The following is a 19,039-nucleotide window of genomic DNA, read 5'->3' on the forward strand; positions in this document are numbered from 1 at the left end:
GCCTAAGCCTTCTCCTCCCAGATCATGGCGAGATGGACGATCGTCTGCACCGCCTTCTCCATGTCCTGCCGGCTGACCCATTCGAGCCGGGAGTGAAATGCGTGCTCGCCGGCGAAGATGTTGGGGCAGGGCAGTCCCATGAAGGACAGGCGGGAGCCGTCGGTGCCGCCGCGGATCGCGGTGCGCATCGGGCGCAGGCCGGCGCGGCGGATCGCTTCGATGGCGTATTCAAGAATGTGCGGGTGGCGATCGATCACCTGCTTCATGTTGCGGTACTGCTCCCGCACCTCGAATGTGTAAGTCGAGCGCGGAAAATCCTTCATCACGTCCTTGACGATGTTCTCGAGCAGGATCTCCTTCTCCTTCAGCCCTTCCTCGGTGAAGTCGCGCACAATGAAGGAGAGCGTAGCCTGCTCCAGCGCACCCTCGATCCCGATCGGATGCAGAAAACCCTGCTTGCCTGATGTCGTCTCGGGCGAGCAGCCTTCCCGGGGCAGGCGCTCGACGATGGCGGCGGCGATCTTGATGGCGTGCTCCATCTTGCCCTTGGCATAGCCGGGATGGGCGCTGACGCCGTTGATGGTGATGGTGGCGCCGTCCGCCGAGAAGGTCTCGTCCTCGACGCTACCCGCGCTCTCGCCGTCCATGGTGTAGCCGAAATCAGCGCCGAGCTTCTTGATGTCGACATTGTCGACGCCGCGGCCGATCTCCTCGTCCGGCGTGAACAGGATCTTGATGGTGCCGTGCTTCACTTGCGGGTTGTTGATGAAGAAATGCGCGGCATCCATGATCTCAGCCACGCCGGCCTTGTTGTCGGCACCGAGCAGCGTGGTGCCGTCGGTGGTGATGATGTCGTTGCCGATCTGGTTCTTCAGCGCCGGATGCTCGGCGAAGCGGATCACCTGGCTGGTATCGCCCGGCAGCGTGATGTCGCCGCCGCGATAGTTCTTCACCATCTGCGGCTTGACGTTCTTGCCGGTGACGTCGGGCGAAGTGTCCATGTGCGAGCAGAAGCAGATCACCGGTACCTTCTTAGGTGTGTTGCCCGGAATCGTTCCATAGACGTAGCCGAAGTCGTCGAGATGCGCGTCCTCGACGCCCATGGCCTTCAGTTCGGCGGCGAGCACGCGGCCGAGGTCCTTCTGCTTCTCCGTCGAGGGCGAGCTCGGGGATTCCGGATCGGACTGGGTGTCGATGGTGACGTAGCGCAGGAAGCGCTCGGTCACGGTATGCGAAAAGGTGAGGGAGGACATTTCTGGTCAAACCGCCGGGTCAGGGGAGAGAGGCGGTATACCAGAAAAGCAGGGTGCGGTGAGGCCGGAGGAGGCTGATCAGGCTTAACGAAACGTGAGTGGTCAGATCGCCTCTTTTAGTTCCTTGACGGGGCGGAAGGCGACCTTCTTGGTGGCTTTGATGTGGATCGGCTCGCCCGTGGCGGGATTGCGGCCGGTGCGGGCGGCGCGCTTGCGGACCTGGAGGATGCCAAGGCCGACGATGCGGACGCGGTCGCCCTTCTTCAGGTGCTTGGTGATGAGTTCGACCATGTCGGTCAGAACGGCCTCGGCGCGCTTCTTCGACAGGTCCTGGCTCTCCGCAATGTCGGCGGCGAGGTGCTTGAGCGTGATGGTGGCGGGCGCGGCAGCCTTCTTCGTGGAATCCTTCTTAGCCATATCTGGCCTCCTCAATCACAGGGGCCCCGGAAAAGGCGGTAAAGGGTGGGGATCCCTCCAAGTCCTGCAAGGCCTAGACGATTCGGGCTTCGGCTGACTATGGCGCAAGTTCTCGACGGATGCCGGCAATCGCCGTCACAGCCGCGAAAGGCGTGTAGAAGTTTGCTCTAAGGCTATGAAGGAATTGCCAAAATGGCGCGAGAGACGGGGCTCGAACCCGCGACCTCCGGCGTGACAGGCCGGCGCTCTAACCAACTGAGCTACTCCCGCGTGGTTCGCTGACAGCGCGCGGAACGAGGGGGACTTAAAGGCGGGGCTGGGTGAAGTCAAGGATGTTGCGCTTCGTCGGCACATCCCGGCTAAGCATTGCTCTGGAAAACGAAAAAGGCCGCCAGGCGGCGGCGTCTGTCAGCCCCGAGCGGGGCGGTGTCAGCGGATCTCCGACGTCCCTGCGCTCGTCACCACCACCGGCTTCCCGGCCTTGATCACATGGGCGGACTGGGCGGTCTGGCTGTAATCGGCATTGGTGCGGGCTGCGATCCCGAAGCCGGCCACTGCAATTCCGGCCACCAGCGCCACCACCACGATCTTCAGGTGGGTCGCACGATCAGCAGAGTGGATAGAGTGGTTCATCTGAGCCTCCCGACGGGCTTTGCCGCCGTCTATGGCTCGTCTTGTAAAGACCGTCTGTTTCCGGATGGTTTCGCGGGTTCCGCAAAATGGTTTCATTAATGCGCTCGGTTGGTTTCGCTGGGCTTGCGGCCTGTACCGGCGTCAGGCGGCCGCCCGGCCGATATCGTCCCGGATCGAGCGCGCCGCCCAGACGAACAGGAGTGCCCCCAGCGTGGTCGTGACCGCCGCCGAGAGCAGGGAATAGCGCACCGCGTCGGCGCCGTAAGCGCCCTTCAGGGCATCGTTGACCACGCCCACGGCGAGCGGGCCGAGGCCCTGGCCGAAGCAGGTGGCAGTGAGCGCGATCAGGGCGGAGGCCAGCGCCCGCATGCTCGGCTTGGCGACCGTCTGCGCGATCGCGAAGATCGGTCCGAGATGGAAGCCGACCAGGAACGAGGTCAGCGCCAGCGTGGCCACCATCAGCGCAAAGTCCTGCGTCAGCATGCACAGCGCGAACACCGGGCCGGCAAGGCCCGAGGTGATGGCGGGCGCCCACAGCTTCCAGCGGTCGTCGCAGCGGCTGATCTGCGCCACCACGAAGCCGCCGAGCAGGGTGCCGGCCATGCCGGCGAGACCCTTGAAGGTGCCGGCATAGGTGCCGATCTCCGCGCTCGACAGATGGTGCACACGCGCCAGGAACGGCGGGATCCACGCCGCGGTCGCATAGTTCGTGTAAGTGGTGAGACAGAAGCCGATCAGCACGATGATGAAGCTTCGCTGCGAGGCCAGGAAGCACAGCGTCGGCCCGAGCGGCTCGGGCACGAAATTCTCCTGCATGGCGCCGCGCTTCGGCTCGGAGATCGTCAGCCACAGGACAATAGCAAGCAGGATGCCGGGCAGGCCCGCAACGTAGAACGCCATCCGCCAGCCATAGTGCTGGTTGACGTACCCGCCCACGAAATAGCCGAGGAATACGCCGAGATAGGTGCCGACGGCGTAGATGCCGAGCGCGCGCGGACGCTCGTTCTTGGCGAAGAGGTCGGCCACGATCGATTGCGAGGCGGGCGAGCCTGCGGATTCGCCGATGCCGACGCCGATCCTCGCCAGCGCCAACGAGGTGACGCTCGAAGCGGCGCCGCACAACGCCGTCATCGCGCTCCAGAACGCGAAGGCGGCGGCGACGATGTTGCGCCGGTTGAGCCGGTCGGCGACGCGCGCGATGGGGATGCCGAGCAGGGAGTAGAACAGCGCGAATCCGAAGCCCGCGAGCAGGCCCATCATGGTATCGCTGAGCTGAAACTCCTTCTTGATCGGCTCGATCAGCACGTTGAAGATCGTGCGGTCGAGGAAGTTCAGCGCGTAGATGATCGTGAGCAGGCCTAGCACGTAATAGCGCCGCGCCGAGGGCTTTGCCGTCGCGGCCGTTTGCACCGACATTTGTGACGTCACATCGACCATCGCTTCCCCCAATTAGTCTTTGTTATCGTTGTCGGTCCAGCCCTGATTGGGGCTGGCAGGTCAGCCTTCGCGGATGTAATTCCCCGCTTCGAATTCGACGGGAGGCGCGCTTGCTGATGTTCTTCCTCGGTCATGTCCCACCAGAATTTGCCGTTGAATTTCGAGCGCATGCGACCGATGTCGCCGGCGTTCTTGACGCGGCCGGCGACGTAGATGCGGAACGAGGTGTCGTCGATCGGCAGCGTCCAGCCGATCGACTCGACGCGGGCGAATTGCGCCACGCGCGGGTTTGGCACAACGCGCAAGGTGGGGAGCGCCGCCTCGGTGACGCGGTAAAACACCTTGCCGTCATCCTGCTTGCGGATCGAGCGCACGGCGATCCCGCGCGGCGTCTTGTCGAACGTCACCTCCGGCATCGATGCCATCATGTTGGTGAATTGCGGACCCGAGAACGAGCCGTGCAGCACCGGCACGTGGTAGGGATCGACCACGTTCTCGAAATGCTGGAGCCAGTTGCAGGGGATGATCGCGGGACCACCGCCGCCGATCGAGGAATCGTCGGCGTCGACGAACTCGCCGTCGTCCATGGTCTCCAGGCACTCATAGGCCGGCAGCACCGGGCGTTTCTCGGCGGGGCCCAGATAGGCGAAGATGAGCCCGTAGCGCTCCTCGACCGGATACCAGGGCTGGCGCACCTTGTCCTTGAACTGGCCGCCATCGGGCTCGCAGGGCTGCTCCAGGCAATGGCCCTCCGTGTCGAACTTCCAGCCGTGATAACAGCAGCGGATGCCGTCCTCCTCGACCTTGCCATAATAGAGCGTGGTGCCGCGGTGGCAGCAGCGGGCGTGCAGCAGGCCGGCGCGGCCGTGCTTGTCGCGGAACAGCACCAGATCCTCGCCGAGCGCGCGGACCTTCTTCGGAGTGTCGGTTGCGTCTCTGATGAGCCCGACCGGATGCCAGTAGCGGCGGAGCAGTTCGCCCATCGGCGTGCCGCGCATGACCGAGGTGAGCTCGGTGCGGGTGTGCGCCGGCTTCATCGCATAGGCCGTTCCGAGATCGCGATCCCGCTGCGTGATGGTCATGCTGGTCCTCCCGCAATCGGCCGTACCGGCCGGGCTTTTTTGATGCCTTGTACCAAGTGAAGATTAGATCGATGACAATGTCAACGATTTCCAAATGCCTCTTAATCGCATTCGGATCAGGCTGGGGAGGTCGCGCTACCAAGACTTGGCACGCCGCGGCTTTCTTGGCAGAGGTGGACCATGAGCCAGACATCAGGCAGGGACGGGCGCACATCGTCCGATGCGGACGAAAGTCAGTCGCTGGCGCCGATCACCGTCATGCTGTCGTCGCGGCTGATGGTGCTGGCCAATTTGCTCAAGCGCGGCGCCATCCTGCGCTACAAGCGTCTCGCCGGATTGTCATCGGTCGAGTTCGGCCTGGTCGCCTCGCTTGGCCGGCGGCCGCCGATGAGCGTGGCGCGGCTCGCGGAAGCCGTCGGCCAGGACAAGGGGCAGATCAGCCGCGCGCTTGCGGAACTCGTGTCGCGCAAGCTGATCGCGAAATCGGCGAACCCGAAGGATAGCCGCGAGGTGCTGGTCTCGCTGACCGCAACGGGCCTCGCGGCGCACGATGCGATCGTCGCCGGTGCGCAGGAGCGCAATCGGCGTTTGCGCGAACATCTGAGCGAAGCCGAGTTCGAGACGCTGCTGCAGCAGGTCGATCAATTGACGGCAATCGCCGCCGAGATGCTTGAGAGCGAGAAGATTTCGCGCTGACGTTTCGGCAATCCGGGAACATGTTGGATCGCTTCCAAGACCGTTTTTAAGACTCCTTCTAAGAGGCTTTCAATTAGGGAATTCGCGCGCGCTGCCCTAAGCGTCACCGCAAGCGCATGCCGTCATGGGCCGACAGCATGTGCCATCAGAACACGCAGTTTTGGGGTTGCGCGTGAACAGTCTTGGAATGCTGCGGTCGGCCATGTTGGCGACCGCATCCGCTTGGGTTTTGCTGCCGCAGGCATCGCTTGCACAATCTCCTGCGCAGATTGGCGCGCAGAACATTCCGTCGGTGACCGTCACCGCGCCGGAAGCGCGCCGACGAGCCATCTCCGTGCAGCGCCGTGCGCCGCGATCGTCCCAGCAGACCGCCAACCGAAACAGGCCGCAGCCGCCGCGCAATGTCGGTTTCGTCGAGACCCCGCTCGGCCCGGTGCACGGCTACGTCGCCGGCCGCAGCTCGTCCGGCACCAAGACCAACACGCCGATCATGGAGACGCCGCAGGCGGTGTCGGTGATCGGCGCGGAGCAGATTCGCGACCAGAAGGCGAACAAGCTCGACGAGGTCCTGCGCTATACTGGTGGAGTCCGCGCCGGGACCTTCGGCGCGGACACGCGCAACGACTGGTGGCTGATCCGCGGCTTTAAGTCCGACGACGTCGGACTGTTTCTCGACGGCATGCAGCTGTTCTACACCTCCTATGCGAGCTGGAAGCTCCAGACGCCCAACATGGAGCGCGTCGAGGTGCTGCGCGGTCCATCGGCCGTGCTCTATGGCGGATCGAGCCCGAGCGGCATCGTCAACGTCATCAGCAAGATGCCGCCGGCGGAGCCCGTCCGTTTCATCGAGACCGGCGTCAACAATTTCGGCAACGCCTATGTCGGCTTCGATGTTGCCGGTCCGGCCAACGAGCCACGAGAACGGCAAGCTGTTCTACCGCGTCGTCGGTCAGGTCCAGAACGGCCCCACGCAGGTCAATTTCACGCCGGACAACAACTACTTCATCGCGCCGTCGGTGACCTGGAAGCCGGACGCCGACACGAGGTTCACGGTACTGGCTTCAGCTTCCCGGCAGGAAACCCGTGGCATCAACTTCCTGCCCTATGAGGGCACGGTGACCAACGCTCGGTTCGGCAAGATCCCGACCAGCTTTTTCGCTGGCGATCCCAGCGTCGATAAGTTCACGCGCGAGCAGGAGATGCTTGGCTATCAGTTCGAGCGCAATCTCACCGACGATTTGACGTTCCGGCAGAATGCGCGCTTTGCCCATGTCGATGTGACCTATCGCGGCTATGTCGGCAATAATTGGGCTGACATCAACACGGCCAGTCTCGGTCGCTATAATTGGTATGCGAAGAACACCGCCAACCAGGCCAATCTCGACAATCAGCTGGAGTACCGCTTCAACACCGGCGCTGTGCGGCATACGATGCTGTTCGGGGTCGATTTGAAGGGCTACCAGATCGACGATTATCAGGCTTTCAACTTCGGCACCGTCCCTTCGATCAACGTCTTCAATCCCGCCTACGGGTTTGACATTCCGTTGACGGGCGCACCGTTCCGCAACTTCCAGATCACGCAGAAGCAGGCCGGCACCTATCTTCAGGACCAGATGAAGCTCGGCAACTTCACGCTGGTGCTGAGCGGCCGCAACGATTGGGTCGAGACGACGCAGGCTGCCCGTGATACCGGCGCCACGCTTGTCAGCCGCGACGACAGCAGGTTCAGCGGGCGCGCCGGGCTGATCTACAATTTCGACAACGGCATCGCGCCCTATGTGTCCTACGCCACGAGCTACAATCCGATCATCGGCCTCAACGCGCAAAACCAGCTGTTCCTGCCGGAGACCGGCCAGCAGACGGAAATCGGCGTGAAGGTCGCGCCGCGGGGATTTGACGGCTACTTCACCGCTTCGGTGTTCGACTTGAAACGTCAGCATGTGGCAACGACCGATCCTGTCGTCACGACCTTGCAGAACCAGACCGGCGAGGTGACCTCGCGCGGCATCGAGCTCGAAGCGGTGGCGAACGCCACGCGTGAGCTGAAGCTGATCGGCTCGTTCACGGCCTACCATTTGTTCAACAGCAGGGATCTGGACCCGTCTTTGGTCGGCAAGACCCCGACCAACACGCCTGAGCTCCTGGTGTCCGGCTGGGCGGACTACACCTTCAAGGACGGGCCACTCGCGGGGTTCGGCTTCGGCGGCGGTCTCCGCTATATCGGTTCGTCGTGGGCGGATACCGCCAATACCCTCGAGGTTCCCGCGGTCGTGCTCGGCGATCTCGCGTTCCACTATGAATGGCAGAACTGGCGCACCGCGCTGAACGTGATCAACCTGACCGACAAGATCTACGTCGCGAGCTGCGCGGCGGCGTCATCCTGCTTCTACGGCGACCGTCGGCGCGTCACCGCCAGCGTCTCCTACAAATGGTGAGGCAAATGACGAGAACAGGCGAGGGAAGGCCATCGTGAGAGCCTGACCGGCCCGTCGCCGGCTTCCACCACGAGATCGATGAGCTCGCGGGCCATGCCCCCCGGCCCGAAGCTCATGCGAGTGCGGCGCGCGACGACCCAGCCATGTCGCCGCCGCGCTCGCCACCCATTTTCCGCTGCGGCGAAGTGGGCGCCTCCTGCCCGACACATTCGCCAGACGAGCCCAGGTCCGATCGTGATGCATGGCTCCCGGATCGCTCGCCCGATAATGGGCACGCTTGGCCTCGTTATAATCTGGACTTTGCAGCGTCGCGGCCTAGATAAAGTGAGCCTTCCCAACCACGGACGTCACGGCCCAGCGCGTGTGGACTGATCGGGGCGCCCTTGCTGGGGCTGTCGATCTGCTCCATACCAGCCGCGGGGTGATTCCGGGATTTCCACCGTTCTGAGGGCGACAAAGGGCCTAAAAAGAGCGTGTCTTGCGCCCATTGGTGCACTGCGCTAAGGCTCAGAACAATTCCAAACTGGACGAATCCGTGGCTGTCCCGAGGCTGCGGGAAAAAGGGCTCGTCAATGAGCGGCATTCTGCAGAACTATCTTCCACTCGTCGTCTTCATAGGGGTAGCGGGCCTCATTGGCCTGGTGCTGCTGATCGCGCCGTTCATCGTGGCGTTCCAGCAGCCGGACCCGGAAAAGCTGTCGGCGTATGAGTGCGGTTTCAACGCCTTCGACGACGCCCGCATGAAGTTCGACGTCCGCTTCTATCTCGTTGCCATCCTCTTCATCATCTTCGACCTCGAGGTGGCGTTCCTGTTTCCCTGGGCGGTGGCGTTCGGCAAGCTTGGCGCGACCGGCTTCTGGTCCATGGTGGTGTTCCTCGCCGTGCTGACGGTCGGGTTCGCCTATGAATGGAAGAAAGGCGCACTGGAATGGGATTGACCCCTACGTCGTCCGCCGGTCCGGTTCTCGCGCCGGCCCCCAAGGGCATCCTGGACCCGTCGACCGGCAAGCCGGTCGGGGCCAATGATCCGTTCTTCCTCGAGGTCAATTCGGAACTGTCCGACAAGGGCTTCTTCGTGGCCGCGACCGACGACCTCATCACCTGGGCGCGCACCGGCTCGCTGATGTGGATGACCTTCGGTCTCGCCTGCTGCGCGGTCGAGATGATGCAGGTCTCGATGCCGCGCTACGACGTCGAGCGCTTCGGCTTCGCGCCGCGCGCTTCACCGCGTCAGTCGGACGTGATGATCGTCGCGGGGACCCTGACCAACAAGATGGCGCCTGCGTTGCGCAAGGTCTACGACCAGATGCCCGAGCCGCGCTACGTCATCTCGATGGGCTCCTGCGCCAACGGCGGCGGCTATTATCACTATTCCTACTCGGTCGTGCGCGGTTGTGACCGCATCGTGCCGATCGACATCTATGTGCCGGGCTGCCCGCCCACGGCGGAAGCGCTGCTCTACGGCGTGCTGCTGCTGCAGAAGAAGATCCGCCGCACCGGCACAATCGAACGCTAAGGTTTTACGTCATGGACGACGCCAAGCTCGACGCCCTGGGGCAGACGATCGTTAGCGCGCTTCCGGGCGCCGCCATCGGTCATTCGGTGGCCTTCAACCAACTCACGGTGGATGTCGAGGTCAGCAAAATCGTCGAGGTGGTCAAGTACCTCCGCGATGACCCGAACTGCCGCTTCATCAACTTCACCGACATCACGGCCGCGGATTATCCGTCGCGCGAAAAACGCTTCGACGTGATCTATCACTTCCTGTCACCGACCCTGAACGCGCGGATCCGGCTCAAGGCGCAGGCCAACGAGACCACGCAGGTGCCCTCGCTGATCGAGGTGTTTCCCGGCGCCGACTGGTTCGAGCGCGAGGCCTATGACCTCTATGGCGTGATCTTCGTCGGTCATCCCGACATGCGCCGCCTCCTGACCGATTACGGCTTCGAGGGTCATCCGCTGCGCAAGGACTTCCCGACCACCGGCTTCCTCGAGGTCCGCTACGACGACCAGGAGAAGCGGGTGGTGTACGAGCCGGTCAGGCTCAACCAGGAATTCCGCAAGTTCGACTTTTTGTCCCCGTGGGAGGGCGCCGACTATCCGGTCCTTCCAGGGGATGAAAAAGCAGGGCCGAAGGTCTGATCATGAACGAGCAACCCGAAGTCCTTCGCAACTTCACCATCAACTTCGGTCCGCAGCATCCGGCGGCGCACGGCGTGCTGCGCCTGGTGCTGGAGCTTGACGGCGAAGTCGTCGCCCGCGTCGACCCGCATATCGGCCTGCTTCACCGCGGCACCGAAAAGCTGATCGAGCAGAAGACCTATCTGCAGGCGATCCCTTATTTCGACCGCCTCGACTACGTCGCGCCGATGAACCAGGAGCACGCCTTCTGCATGGCTGCAGAAAAGCTGCTCGGCATCGAGGTGCCGCGCCGCGCGCAGCTAATCCGCGTGCTCTATTGCGAGATCGGTCGCATCCTGTCGCATCTGCTCAACGTCACCACGCAGGCGATGGACGTCGGCGCACTGACCCCGCCGCTGTGGGGTTTCGAAGAGCGCGAAAAGCTGATGGTGTTCTACGAGCGCGCCTCCGGCAGTCGCATGCACGCAGCCTACTTCCGCGTCGGCGGCGTGCATCAGGACCTGCCGCAGAAGCTAGTCGACGACATCGACGCCTGGTGCGATCCGTTCCTGAAAGTGGTCGAAGATCTCGACCGGCTGCTCACCGCCAACCGCATCTTCAAGCAGCGCAACGTCGACATCGGCGTCGTGTCGCTGAAGGAAGCTTGGGAGTGGGGCTTCTCGGGCGTGATGGTGCGCGGCTCGGGCGCGGCGTGGGATCTGCGCAAGTCGCAGCCCTATGAATGCTACGCCGAGATGGATTTCGATATCCCGATCGGCAAGAACGGCGACTGCTATGACCGCTATCTGATCCGCATGGAAGAGATGCGCCAGTCCGTGCGCATCATGAAGCAGTGCATCCAGAAGCTGAACGCGGCCGACGGGAAGGGTCCCGTCGTCGTCGAGGACAACAAGGTCGCGCCGCCGCGCCGTGGCGAGATGAAGCGCTCGATGGAAGCGCTGATCCACCACTTCAAGCTCTACACCGAAGGCGTCCACGTGCCCGCCGGCGAGGTCTACGCCGCGGTCGAGGCGCCGAAGGGCGAGTTCGGCGTCTTTCTGATCTCGGACGGCACCAACAAGCCCTACAAGTGCAAGATCCGCGCGCCCGGCTTTGCGCATCTGCAGGCGATGGACCACATCTGCCGCGGTCATCTGCTCGCCGACGTCTCGGCGATCCTCGGCTCGCTCGACATCGTGTTCGGAGAGGTCGATCGGTGATGGCGCAGGCGCCGATCCAGTTTGACCGTGCCTCGGGGGCCCTTGAAGGGGCCAACCTGTGGGAGCGGACGGCTGCCTTGGCGCTGGTGACGGGATCGAAGATCTCGTCGCACTTCTCGCATATGGGCTACATCGCCTGCGCCAATCTGCTGCGCAAGACGCTGCCCGAGCGCAATATCGCGATCAAGCTCAACCCCGACGCCGTGTTCGAATTTCCCTACGGCGACGGCTATTGGAGCAAGCTGCTCAACCGCTCCTACAATTACGAGGACGAGCTGGAGCTGTTGTTCGCCGATTCCATCGACGTCGACTACACGCTGCTCGATTGCGGCGCGAATTACGGCTATTGGTCGGTGCTGGTGTCGAGCAAGCCGTTCGGCTCGCACAAGGCGATCGCGATCGAGCCGTCGGGGCAGAACTATCCGAAGCTTGACAACAACGCCCGCATTAACGCCAGCCGCTTCGAGACCATGAAATGCGCGATCGGCGCGGCCCGTGGCACCGCGCGTCTGTCAGGCACCAAGCACGAGGCCTTCAGCATCGCCGGCGATGCGTCGGCGGGCGGCGAGGATGTGCCGGTCATTGCGCTGGATAATCTGATCGACGACGGCAAGATCGCAGGCACCGGCAAGTACCTGATCAAGCTCGACGTCGAGGGCGTCGAGATCGAGGCGATCAAGGGCGGCGCCCGGCTGCTCCAGGCCGACAGCGTCATCATGTGCGAGGAGCACGGCAGCGACCGTTCGCACGCGGTCTCGCGCTACATCCTCGAACACACCCCGCTGAAGCTGATCGTCTACGATCCCAGCACCCGACGTATGGAAACGGTGACCGAGCTGTCGATCCTCGACCGCATCAAGGTCTCCACCCACGTCGGCTACAATGTTTTCGGCACCGCAAGCGCATTCTGGCAGGACAGGATCAATGCCCTGAATGCGAAAACAGCGCGCCGCGTGCAGTGAGAGATTGAAGAGATGTCCGTTCGCCGATTAGCACCGAAGGAAGTCCAGCCCGCGAGCTTTGCGTTCACGGAGGAAAACCTCGCGTTCGCCAAGCAGCAGATCGCGAAATATCCGGCCGGACGCCAGGCTTCGGCCGTCATCGCCATCCTCTGGCGGGCGCAGGAGCAGCACGACGGCTGGGTCTCGGAAGCCGCGATCCGCGTCATCGCCGACATGCTCGACATGCCCTATATCCGCGTGCTCGAGGTCGCCACCTTCTACACGATGTTCCAGCTCGCCCCGGTCGGCAAGAAGGCCCACGTCCAGGTCTGCGGCACCACGCCGTGCCGCCTGCGCGGCGCCGAGGATCTGATCCACGTCTGCGAGCACCGCATTCATCACGAGCCCTTCCATCTCTCCAAGGACGGCAATTTCAGCTGGGAGGAGGTGGAGTGCCTCGGTGCCTGCGTGAATGCGCCGATGGTGCTGATCGGCAAGGACACCTATGAGGATCTGACCAAGGAAAGCTTCGGCAAAGTGCTCGATGGCTTTGCCTCGGGCAACCCGCCCAAGCCCGGTCCGCAGAACGGCCGCCAGTTCTCGGCGCCGACCGGTGGGCCGACCACGCTGAAGGAAATCACCTGATGCGTGATCTCTCACCGCCAGTTGAAGGGAGCAGTGTTGTGAAGAAGTGGGGCTTCGTCGCAATGCATTCCGCCGTGGCGGCCACCTTCATTTTCCTGCTTCAGCGCTTCGCCCTGAACGCGTCGCTGGAATCCAGTCTGCTCTGGGCGCTGACCTTCGCCGTCTGCGCCGCCGGGCTTGCCTACAAGCAAGCCAACCGTTGATCGGAAAGCACTGACATGCTCGAGGACAAGGACCGCATCTTCAAGAACCTCTACGGCCTCCACGATTGGGGCCTCGAGGGCGCGCGGCGCCGCGGCGCCTGGGATGGTACGAAGAACATCATCGACAAGGGCCGTGACTGGATCATCAACGAGATGAAGGCGTCGGGGCTGCGCGGCCGCGGTGGCGCCGGCTTCCCGACCGGCCTGAAATGGTCGTTCATGCCCAAGGAATCGACCGACGGCCGGCCGAGCTATCTCGTCGTCAACGCCGACGAATCCGAGCCCGGGACCTGCAAGGATCGCGAGATCATGCGGCACGATCCGCATCTCCTGATCGAGGGCTGCCTGATCGCGAGCTGCGCGATGAACGCGCATGCCTGCTACATCTATGTCCGCGGCGAGTTCATCCGCGAGCGCGAGCATCTCCAGGCGGCGATCGACCAGGCCTATGAGGCCAAGCTGGTCGGCAAGGACAACGTCAACGGCTGGCCGTTCGACATCTACGTCGCCCACGGCGCCGGCGCCTATATCTGCGGCGAGGAAACCGCGCTGCTCGAGAGCCTCGAAGGCAAGAAAGGCCAGCCGCGCCTGAAGCCGCCGTTCCCGGCCAATGTCGGCCTGTACGGCTGCCCGACCACCGTCAACAATGTCGAGTCGATCGCGGTTGCGCCCGACATCCTGCGCCGTGGCGCGGCATGGTTCGCCGGCATCGGTCGTCCGAACAATGTCGGCACCAAGCTGTTCTGCATCTCCGGCCATGTCGAGCGGCCCTGCAACGTCGAAGAGGCCATGGGCATTCCGTTCCGTGAGCTGATCGAGAAGCATTGCGGCGGCATCCGCGGTGGTTGGGACAACCTCAAGGCCGTGATCCCCGGCGGCTCCTCCGTGCGCATGGTGCCGGCCGAGCAGATCATCGACACGCCGATGGATTTCGACAGCTTGAGCAAGCTGCGCTCGGGTCTCGGCACCGCGGCCGTGATCGTGATGGACAAGTCAACCGATTTGATCCGCGCCATCGCCCGCATCTCCTATTTCTACAAGCATGAGAGCTGCGGCCAGTGCACGCCGTGCCGCGAAGGCACCGGCTGGATGTGGCGCGTCTTGACCCGCATGGCCGAAGGCCGCGCCCACAAGCGCGAGATCGACATGCTGCTGGAAGTCACCAAGCAGGTCGAAGGCCACACCATCTGCGCGCTTGGCGACGCGGCGGCGTGGCCGATCCAGGGCCTGATAGCGCATTTCCGTCACGAGATCGAAGCGCGCATCGACCAATATTCGCACAAGTCCGACATCGACGATATCGGCGTCCGCGATCCCGTGAACATGGTCGCGGCGGAGTAGAGAGAATGACCAAGCTCATCATCGACGGTAAAGAGATCGATGTCCCCGCCGAATACACGCTGCTCCAGGCGTGCGAAGCGGCCGGCGCCGAGATTCCGCGCTTCTGCTATCATGAGCGGCTGTCGATCGCCGGCAATTGCCGGATGTGCCTCGTCGAGGTGAAGGGCGGCCCGAAGCCGGTCGCGAGCTGCGCCTGGGGCGTGCGCGATTGCCGTCCAGGCCCCAAGGGCGAGCCGCCGGAAATCTCCACCCGTTCGCCGATGGTGAAGAAGGCGCGCGAAGGCGTGATGGAATTCCTTCTGATCAACCATCCGCTGGATTGCCCGATCTGCGATCAGGGCGGCGAGTGCGACCTCCAGGACCAGGCGATGGGCTACGGTGTCGACACCAGCCGCTTCGCCGAGAACAAGCGCGCGGTCGAGGACAAATATCTCGGCGCGCTGGTCAAGACCTCGATGAACCGCTGCATCCAGTGCACCCGCTGCGTCCGCTTCTCGGCGGAAGTGGCCGGCGCCCCCGAAATGGGTGCGACCGGCCGCGGCGAGGACATGGAGATCACGACCTATCTCGAGCACGCGCTGACCTCGGAATTGCAAGGCAATCTCGTCGACATCTGCCCGGTCGGCGCGCTGACCTCGAAGCCCTATGCTTTCGCCGCGCGCCCGTGGGAGCTCGGCAAGACCCAGTCGATCGACGTGATGGACGGCGTGGGATCCGCGATCCGCGTCGACACCCGCGGCCGCGAAGTGATGCGTATCCTGCCGCGCATCAACGAGGCCGTGAACGAGGAGTGGATCTCCGACAAGACCCGTCACGTCGTCGACGGCCTGCGCACCCAGCGCCTCGACCGGCCCTATATCCGCGAAGCCGGCAAGCTGCGCGCGGCGAGCTGGCCCGAGGCCTTTGCCGCGATCGCCGCGAAAGCGGCCCGCACCGACGGCAAGCGCATCGGCGCGATCGCGGGCGACCTCGCCGGCGTCGAAGAGATGTTCGCGCTGAAGGACTTGCTGGCCAAATACGGCTCGGCCAATCTGGCGGTGCAGGGCGGCGACGCCTTCGATCCCGCGCTCGGCCGCGGCTCCTACATCTTCAATCCGGCGCTCGCTGGCGTGGAGCAGGCCGATGCGCTGCTCATCATCGGCGCCAATCCGCGGAAAGAAGCGGCCGTGTTCAACGCCCGCATCCGCAAGCGCTGGCGCGCCGGCGGCTTCAAGGTCGGCGTGATCGGCGCCAAGGCCGACCTCACCTACGATTATGACCATCTCGGCGCAGGCACCGACACGCTGGGCGAGCTCGCGGCCGGCAAGCACTCCTTCATGGATGTGCTGAAGAACGCCAAGAACCCGATCATCCTGGTCGGTGCGGGCGCCGCCTCGCGCCACGACGGCGCCGCCATTCTCGCCGCCGCGGCTAAGCTCGCGCTCGATGTCGGCGCGCTCAAGGACGGCTGGAACGGCTTTGGCGTGCTGCATGAGAGCGCCTCGCGCGTCGGGGCGCTCGACATCGGCTTTGTCGCCGGTCAGGGCGGACTGAACGCGGCGCAGATGACGACGTTCGGGACGCTCGATCTGCTGTTCCTGCTCGGCGCCGACGAGATCAAGCCGTCGGACCGCACCTTCGTCGTCTATATCGGCACCCACGGCGACCGCGGCGCCCATCGCGCCGACGTGATCCTGCCGGCCGCCGCCTATACCGAGAAGTCCGCGATCTACGTCAACACCGAAGGCCGCGTGCAAATGACCGGACGGGCCGCATTCCCGCCGGGCGAGGCCCGCGAGGACTGGGCGATTATCCGCGCGCTGTCGGAGGCGCTCGGCAAGAAGCTCGGCTATGACTCGCTTTCGGCCCTGCGCCAGGCGATCTTCAAGGCGGTGCCGCATCTGATCCGTCTCGACCAGACCGAGCCCGGCTCGGCCGACCAGATCAGGAAGCTCGCGGGGAAGGGCGGCACGACGGAGAAGGCCCCGTTCAAGCCGCTTGTCGAGGACTTCTATTTGACCAACCCAATCGCGCGTGCGTCCGCCGTGATGGCGGAATGTTCGCGGCTTGCCTCCGGGCAGATGCTGACCGCAGCGGAGTGAGCCGATGGAATTCTTCGAAAGCGCATTCTGGACCGGGTTCCTCTGGCCGCTGATCATCATGATCGCGCAGAGCGTCCTGGTGCTGGTCGTTCTGCTGGTGGCGATCGCCTACATCCTGCTCGCCGACCGCAAGATCTGGGCGGCGGTGCAGATCCGCCGCGGCCCGAACGTGGTTGGTCCCTGGGGCCTGCTGCAATCCTTCGCCGACCTCCTGAAGTTCGTGCTGAAGGAGCCGATCATCCCGTCCGGCGCCAACAAGGGCGTGTTTCTTCTTGCTCCCTTGGTCTCGTGCGTGCTCGCGCTCGCGGCCTGGGCGGTGATCCCTACCAATCTCGGCTGGGTGATCTCCGACATCAACGTCGGCGTTCTCTTCATCTTCGCGATCTCGTCGCTGTCGATCTACGGCATCATCATGGCCGGCTGGTCGTCGAACTCGAAATATCCGTTCCTCGCGGCGCTGCGCTCGGCGGCGCAGATGGTGTCCTACGAGGTCTCGATCGGCTTCGTCATCATCACGGTGCTGCTCTGCGCCGGCACGCTGAACCTCTCGGCCGTGGTCGAGGCGCAGCATGTCCGCGGCCTCGCCAGCCTGATCGGGCTGCCGCAGCTCACCATCCTGAACTGGTACGTCTGGCCGCTGTTCCCGATGTTCGTGATCTTCTACGTCTCGGCGCTGGCTGAAACCAACCGCCCGCCGTTCGACCTCGTCGAAGCAGAATCCGAGCTCGTCGCCGGCTTCATGGTCGAGTACGGCTCGACGCCGTATCTTCTGTTCATGCTCGGCGAGTATGTCGCGATTGCCACGATGTGCGCGATGGCAACGATCCTGTTCCTCGGAGGCTGGCTGCCGCCGGTGGACCTGCCGCCCTTCAACTGGGTGCCGGGGATCATCTGGTTCTCGCTGAAACTGTTCTTCATGTTCTTCCTGTTCGCGATGGCCAAGGCGATCGTGCCGCGCTACCGCTACGATCAACTGATGCGCCTCGGCTGGAAAGTGTTCCTGCCGTTGTCGCTAGCGATGGTGATCGTGGTGGCCGGTGTGCTGCACTTCGCCGACATCGCGCCGAAGTGAGGGCCGTCATGGGTATCAACATCAACGCCACTGCACGCTCGCTCCTGCTGTCGGAATTCGTCTCGGCGTTCTTCCTCGCCATGCGCTATTTCTTCCAGCCGAAGCCGACGCTGAACTATCCCTTCGAGAAGGGCCCGATCTCGCCGCGCTTCCGCGGCGAGCATGCGCTGCGCCGCTATCCGAACGGCGAAGAGCGATGCATCGCCTGCAAGCTGTGCGAAGCGGTCTGCCCGGCGCAGGCCATCACCATCGAAGCCGGCCCGCGCCGCAACGACGGCACCCGCCGCACCGTGCGCTACGACATCGACATGGTGAAGTGCATCTATTGCGGCCTCTGCCAGGAAGCCTGTCCGGTCGATGCCATCGTCGAAGGTCCGAACTTCGAGTTCGCGACCGAGACCCGCGAGGAACTGTTCTATGACAAGGCCAAGCTGCTCGCCAATGGCGACCGCTGGGAACGCGAGATCGCGAAAGCGATCGAACTCGACGCGCCGTACCGGTGAGATGAGAGCATGATCCTTCCCGCGCTGTTCTTCTATCTGTTCGCCGGCGTCTGTGTCGCCTCGGCGGTGATGGTGATTGTCTCGCGCAATCCCGTGCACTCGGTGCTGTACCTGATCCTGGCCTTCGTCAACGCCTCCGGTCTGTTCGTGTTGATGGGCGCCGAATTCCTCGCGATGATCCTGATCGTCGTCTATGTCGGTGCGGTCGCGGTCCTGTTCCTGTTCGTGATCATGATGCTCGACGTCGACTTCCTCGAGCTGCGCGAGGGCTTCATCGAATACCTGCCGGTCGGCCTCGTGATCGGCGGCATCTTCCTGTTCGAGCTGCTGCTCACGGTCGGCTTCTGGGTCATCAACCCCGGCGTCGCCAAGACGATCACGGCGGCGATCCCGACCAACGTCTCCAATACCGAGGCGCTCGGCCTGGTGCTCTATACCAAGTACATCCACTACTTCCAGCTCTCGGGCATGGTGCTGCTGGTCGCGATGATCGGCGCCATCGTGCTGACGCTGCGGCACAAGGCGAGCGTCAAGCGGCAGGACATCAACATTCAGAACGCGCGCACGCCCGAAATAGCGATGGCGATACGCAAGGTGGCGCCGGGGCAGGGGCTCCAGGACTCTGACGCGGCGGAGTGGGTGAAATGACGATCGGGCTCGGACACTATCTTGCGGTCGGCGCGATCCTGTTCACGCTCGGGATCCTCGGCATCTTCCTGAACCGCAAGAACATCATCGTCATCCTGATGTCGATCGAGCTGATCCTGCTCGCGGTCAACGTCAACCTCGTGGCGTTCTCGACCTTCCTCGGCGACATCGTCGGGCAGGTCTTCGCGCTCCTGGTGCTCACCGTCGCGGCCGCTGAAGCCGCGATCGGTCTCGCCATCCTGGTGGTCTATTTCCGCAACCGCGGCTCGATCGCGGTTGAGGACGTCAATCTGATGAAGGGCTGATCGCAT

General features: G+C 63.7%; 19 protein-coding genes, 1 tRNA gene and 1 pseudogene. 15 read left to right on the plus strand and 6 right to left on the minus strand.

The window, feature by feature from the left end; all coding sequences use genetic code 11:
* Window positions 1–2: 2 nt before the first annotated feature.
* The 6 genes from pepT to IVB50_RS28230 form a co-directional block, all read right to left on the minus strand.
* Complete coding sequence (pepT, locus tag IVB50_RS28205; RefSeq protein ID WP_085353354.1) at window positions 3–1,253, minus strand: peptidase T; 1,251 nt, start codon at window positions 1,251–1,253, stop codon at window positions 3–5.
* A gap of 102 nt (window positions 1,254–1,355) precedes the next feature.
* On the minus strand, window positions 1,356–1,670 hold the full coding sequence (locus IVB50_RS28210) for an HU family DNA-binding protein (protein ID WP_085353352.1): 315 nt from the start codon (window positions 1,668–1,670) through the stop codon (window positions 1,356–1,358).
* 193 nt (window positions 1,671–1,863) lie between these two features.
* Window positions 1,864–1,940 (minus strand) — tRNA-Asp (locus tag IVB50_RS28215).
* 159 nt (window positions 1,941–2,099) lie between these two features.
* Window positions 2,100–2,303 (minus strand): hypothetical protein, encoded by a 204-nt coding sequence (locus tag IVB50_RS28220; RefSeq protein WP_085384802.1) that lies wholly within the window; start codon window positions 2,301–2,303, stop codon window positions 2,100–2,102.
* A 141-nt stretch (window positions 2,304–2,444) separates the two neighbouring features.
* The gene (locus IVB50_RS28225; protein WP_346771312.1) at window positions 2,445–3,740 is read right to left on the minus strand and encodes an MFS transporter; all 1,296 of its coding nucleotides are present in this window, start codon (window positions 3,738–3,740) and stop codon (window positions 2,445–2,447) included.
* Complete coding sequence (locus IVB50_RS28230) at window positions 3,728–4,822, minus strand: Rieske 2Fe-2S domain-containing protein (RefSeq protein WP_247298466.1); 1,095 nt, start codon at window positions 4,820–4,822, stop codon at window positions 3,728–3,730. The genes IVB50_RS28225 and IVB50_RS28230 overlap by 13 nt, the downstream gene beginning before the upstream one ends.
* Window positions 4,823–5,002: 180 nt before the next feature.
* Between IVB50_RS28230 and IVB50_RS28235 the strand changes: the two genes are divergently transcribed.
* The 15 genes and pseudogenes from IVB50_RS28235 (at window position 5,003) to nuoK (ending at window position 19,033) form a co-directional block, all read left to right on the plus strand.
* Window positions 5,003–5,518 (plus strand): MarR family transcriptional regulator, encoded by a 516-nt coding sequence (locus IVB50_RS28235; protein ID WP_018455095.1) that lies wholly within the window; start codon window positions 5,003–5,005, stop codon window positions 5,516–5,518.
* 187 nt (window positions 5,519–5,705) lie between these two features.
* Window positions 5,706–7,953 (plus strand): annotated as a pseudogene (locus tag IVB50_RS28240) (TonB-dependent siderophore receptor).
* A gap of 572 nt (window positions 7,954–8,525) precedes the next feature.
* Window positions 8,526–8,891 (plus strand): NADH-quinone oxidoreductase subunit A, encoded by a 366-nt coding sequence (locus IVB50_RS28245; protein ID WP_008136158.1) that lies wholly within the window; start codon window positions 8,526–8,528, stop codon window positions 8,889–8,891.
* The gene (locus IVB50_RS28250; protein WP_026232875.1) at window positions 8,888–9,469 is read left to right on the plus strand and encodes an NADH-quinone oxidoreductase subunit B; all 582 of its coding nucleotides are present in this window, start codon (window positions 8,888–8,890) and stop codon (window positions 9,467–9,469) included. The genes IVB50_RS28245 and IVB50_RS28250 overlap by 4 nt, the downstream gene beginning before the upstream one ends.
* 11 nt (window positions 9,470–9,480) lie before the next feature.
* Window positions 9,481–10,095, plus strand: coding sequence for an NADH-quinone oxidoreductase subunit C (locus IVB50_RS28255; protein ID WP_247298469.1), 615 nt, complete (start codon window positions 9,481–9,483; stop codon window positions 10,093–10,095).
* Between the two features lie 2 nt (window positions 10,096–10,097).
* Window positions 10,098–11,294: an NADH-quinone oxidoreductase subunit D gene (locus tag IVB50_RS28260; RefSeq protein ID WP_018455091.1), complete on the plus strand. Its 1,197-nt coding sequence runs from the start codon at window positions 10,098–10,100 to the stop codon at window positions 11,292–11,294.
* Window positions 11,294–12,256, plus strand: coding sequence for an FkbM family methyltransferase (locus IVB50_RS28265; RefSeq protein WP_085384779.1), 963 nt, complete (start codon window positions 11,294–11,296; stop codon window positions 12,254–12,256). The genes IVB50_RS28260 and IVB50_RS28265 overlap by 1 nt, the downstream gene beginning before the upstream one ends.
* A gap of 12 nt (window positions 12,257–12,268) precedes the next feature.
* Window positions 12,269–12,880, plus strand: a complete 612-nt coding sequence (nuoE, locus tag IVB50_RS28270; protein ID WP_018455089.1) for an NADH-quinone oxidoreductase subunit NuoE — start codon at window positions 12,269–12,271, stop codon at window positions 12,878–12,880.
* A complete protein-coding gene (locus IVB50_RS28275; protein ID WP_026232874.1) occupies window positions 12,880–13,083 on the plus strand; it encodes a hypothetical protein in 204 nt (67 codons plus the stop codon). Before nuoE ends, IVB50_RS28275 begins: the two co-directional genes overlap by 1 nt.
* A gap of 15 nt (window positions 13,084–13,098) precedes the next feature.
* Window positions 13,099–14,424 (plus strand): NADH-quinone oxidoreductase subunit NuoF, encoded by a 1,326-nt coding sequence (gene nuoF / locus IVB50_RS28280; protein ID WP_018455087.1) that lies wholly within the window; start codon window positions 13,099–13,101, stop codon window positions 14,422–14,424.
* A 5-nt stretch (window positions 14,425–14,429) separates the two neighbouring features.
* Window positions 14,430–16,505 carry an NADH-quinone oxidoreductase subunit NuoG gene (gene nuoG / locus IVB50_RS28285; RefSeq protein WP_247298472.1) on the plus strand — a complete coding sequence of 692 codons (2,076 nt, stop codon included), beginning with the start codon at window positions 14,430–14,432 and terminating at the stop codon, window positions 16,503–16,505.
* A 4-nt stretch (window positions 16,506–16,509) separates the two neighbouring features.
* A complete protein-coding gene (gene nuoH, locus IVB50_RS28290; RefSeq protein WP_018455085.1) occupies window positions 16,510–17,577 on the plus strand; it encodes an NADH-quinone oxidoreductase subunit NuoH in 1,068 nt (355 codons plus the stop codon).
* A gap of 14 nt (window positions 17,578–17,591) precedes the next feature.
* Window positions 17,592–18,080: an NADH-quinone oxidoreductase subunit NuoI gene (nuoI, locus tag IVB50_RS28295; protein ID WP_026232873.1), complete on the plus strand. Its 489-nt coding sequence runs from the start codon at window positions 17,592–17,594 to the stop codon at window positions 18,078–18,080.
* A gap of 9 nt (window positions 18,081–18,089) precedes the next feature.
* Complete coding sequence (locus IVB50_RS28300) at window positions 18,090–18,728, plus strand: NADH-quinone oxidoreductase subunit J (protein ID WP_018455084.1); 639 nt, start codon at window positions 18,090–18,092, stop codon at window positions 18,726–18,728.
* A complete protein-coding gene (nuoK, locus tag IVB50_RS28305) occupies window positions 18,725–19,033 on the plus strand; it encodes an NADH-quinone oxidoreductase subunit NuoK (protein WP_007603558.1) in 309 nt (102 codons plus the stop codon). Before IVB50_RS28300 ends, nuoK begins: the two co-directional genes overlap by 4 nt.
* Window positions 19,034–19,039 lie beyond the last annotated feature (6 nt).

The sequence above is a fragment of the Bradyrhizobium sp. 87 genome, from assembly GCF_023073015.1.
GTDB classification, from domain to species: Bacteria; Pseudomonadota; Alphaproteobacteria; order Rhizobiales; family Xanthobacteraceae; genus Bradyrhizobium; species Bradyrhizobium canariense_D.

Excerpts from the sequence above, each read along its gene's own strand:
- IVB50_RS28230 (WP_247298466.1), bottom strand. The coding sequence starts at position 4,822 with ATGACCATCACGCAGCGGGATCGCGATCTCGGAACGGCCTATGCGATG.
- IVB50_RS28220 (WP_085384802.1), bottom strand. The coding sequence starts at position 2,303 with ATGAACCACTCTATCCACTCTGCTGATCGTGCGACCCACCTGAAGATC.
- IVB50_RS28210 (WP_085353352.1), bottom strand. The coding sequence starts at position 1,670 with ATGGCTAAGAAGGATTCCACGAAGAAGGCTGCCGCGCCCGCCACCATC.
- IVB50_RS28260 (WP_018455091.1), top strand. The coding sequence starts at position 10,098 with ATGAACGAGCAACCCGAAGTCCTTCGCAACTTCACCATCAACTTCGGT.
- nuoF (WP_018455087.1), top strand. The coding sequence starts at position 13,099 with ATGCTCGAGGACAAGGACCGCATCTTCAAGAACCTCTACGGCCTCCAC.
- IVB50_RS28265 (WP_085384779.1), top strand. The coding sequence starts at position 11,294 with ATGGCGCAGGCGCCGATCCAGTTTGACCGTGCCTCGGGGGCCCTTGAA.
- IVB50_RS28245 (WP_008136158.1), top strand. The coding sequence starts at position 8,526 with ATGAGCGGCATTCTGCAGAACTATCTTCCACTCGTCGTCTTCATAGGG.
- pepT (WP_085353354.1), bottom strand. The coding sequence starts at position 1,253 with ATGTCCTCCCTCACCTTTTCGCATACCGTGACCGAGCGCTTCCTGCGC.
- IVB50_RS28255 (WP_247298469.1), top strand. The coding sequence starts at position 9,481 with ATGGACGACGCCAAGCTCGACGCCCTGGGGCAGACGATCGTTAGCGCG.
- IVB50_RS28275 (WP_026232874.1), top strand. The coding sequence starts at position 12,880 with ATGCGTGATCTCTCACCGCCAGTTGAAGGGAGCAGTGTTGTGAAGAAG.
- IVB50_RS28225 (WP_346771312.1), bottom strand. The coding sequence starts at position 3,740 with ATGGTCGATGTGACGTCACAAATGTCGGTGCAAACGGCCGCGACGGCA.
- nuoK (WP_007603558.1), top strand. The coding sequence starts at position 18,725 with ATGACGATCGGGCTCGGACACTATCTTGCGGTCGGCGCGATCCTGTTC.
- IVB50_RS28300 (WP_018455084.1), top strand. The coding sequence starts at position 18,090 with ATGATCCTTCCCGCGCTGTTCTTCTATCTGTTCGCCGGCGTCTGTGTC.
- nuoE (WP_018455089.1), top strand. The coding sequence starts at position 12,269 with ATGTCCGTTCGCCGATTAGCACCGAAGGAAGTCCAGCCCGCGAGCTTT.
- nuoH (WP_018455085.1), top strand. The coding sequence starts at position 16,510 with ATGGAATTCTTCGAAAGCGCATTCTGGACCGGGTTCCTCTGGCCGCTG.
- IVB50_RS28235 (WP_018455095.1), top strand. The coding sequence starts at position 5,003 with ATGAGCCAGACATCAGGCAGGGACGGGCGCACATCGTCCGATGCGGAC.
- nuoG (WP_247298472.1), top strand. The coding sequence starts at position 14,430 with ATGACCAAGCTCATCATCGACGGTAAAGAGATCGATGTCCCCGCCGAA.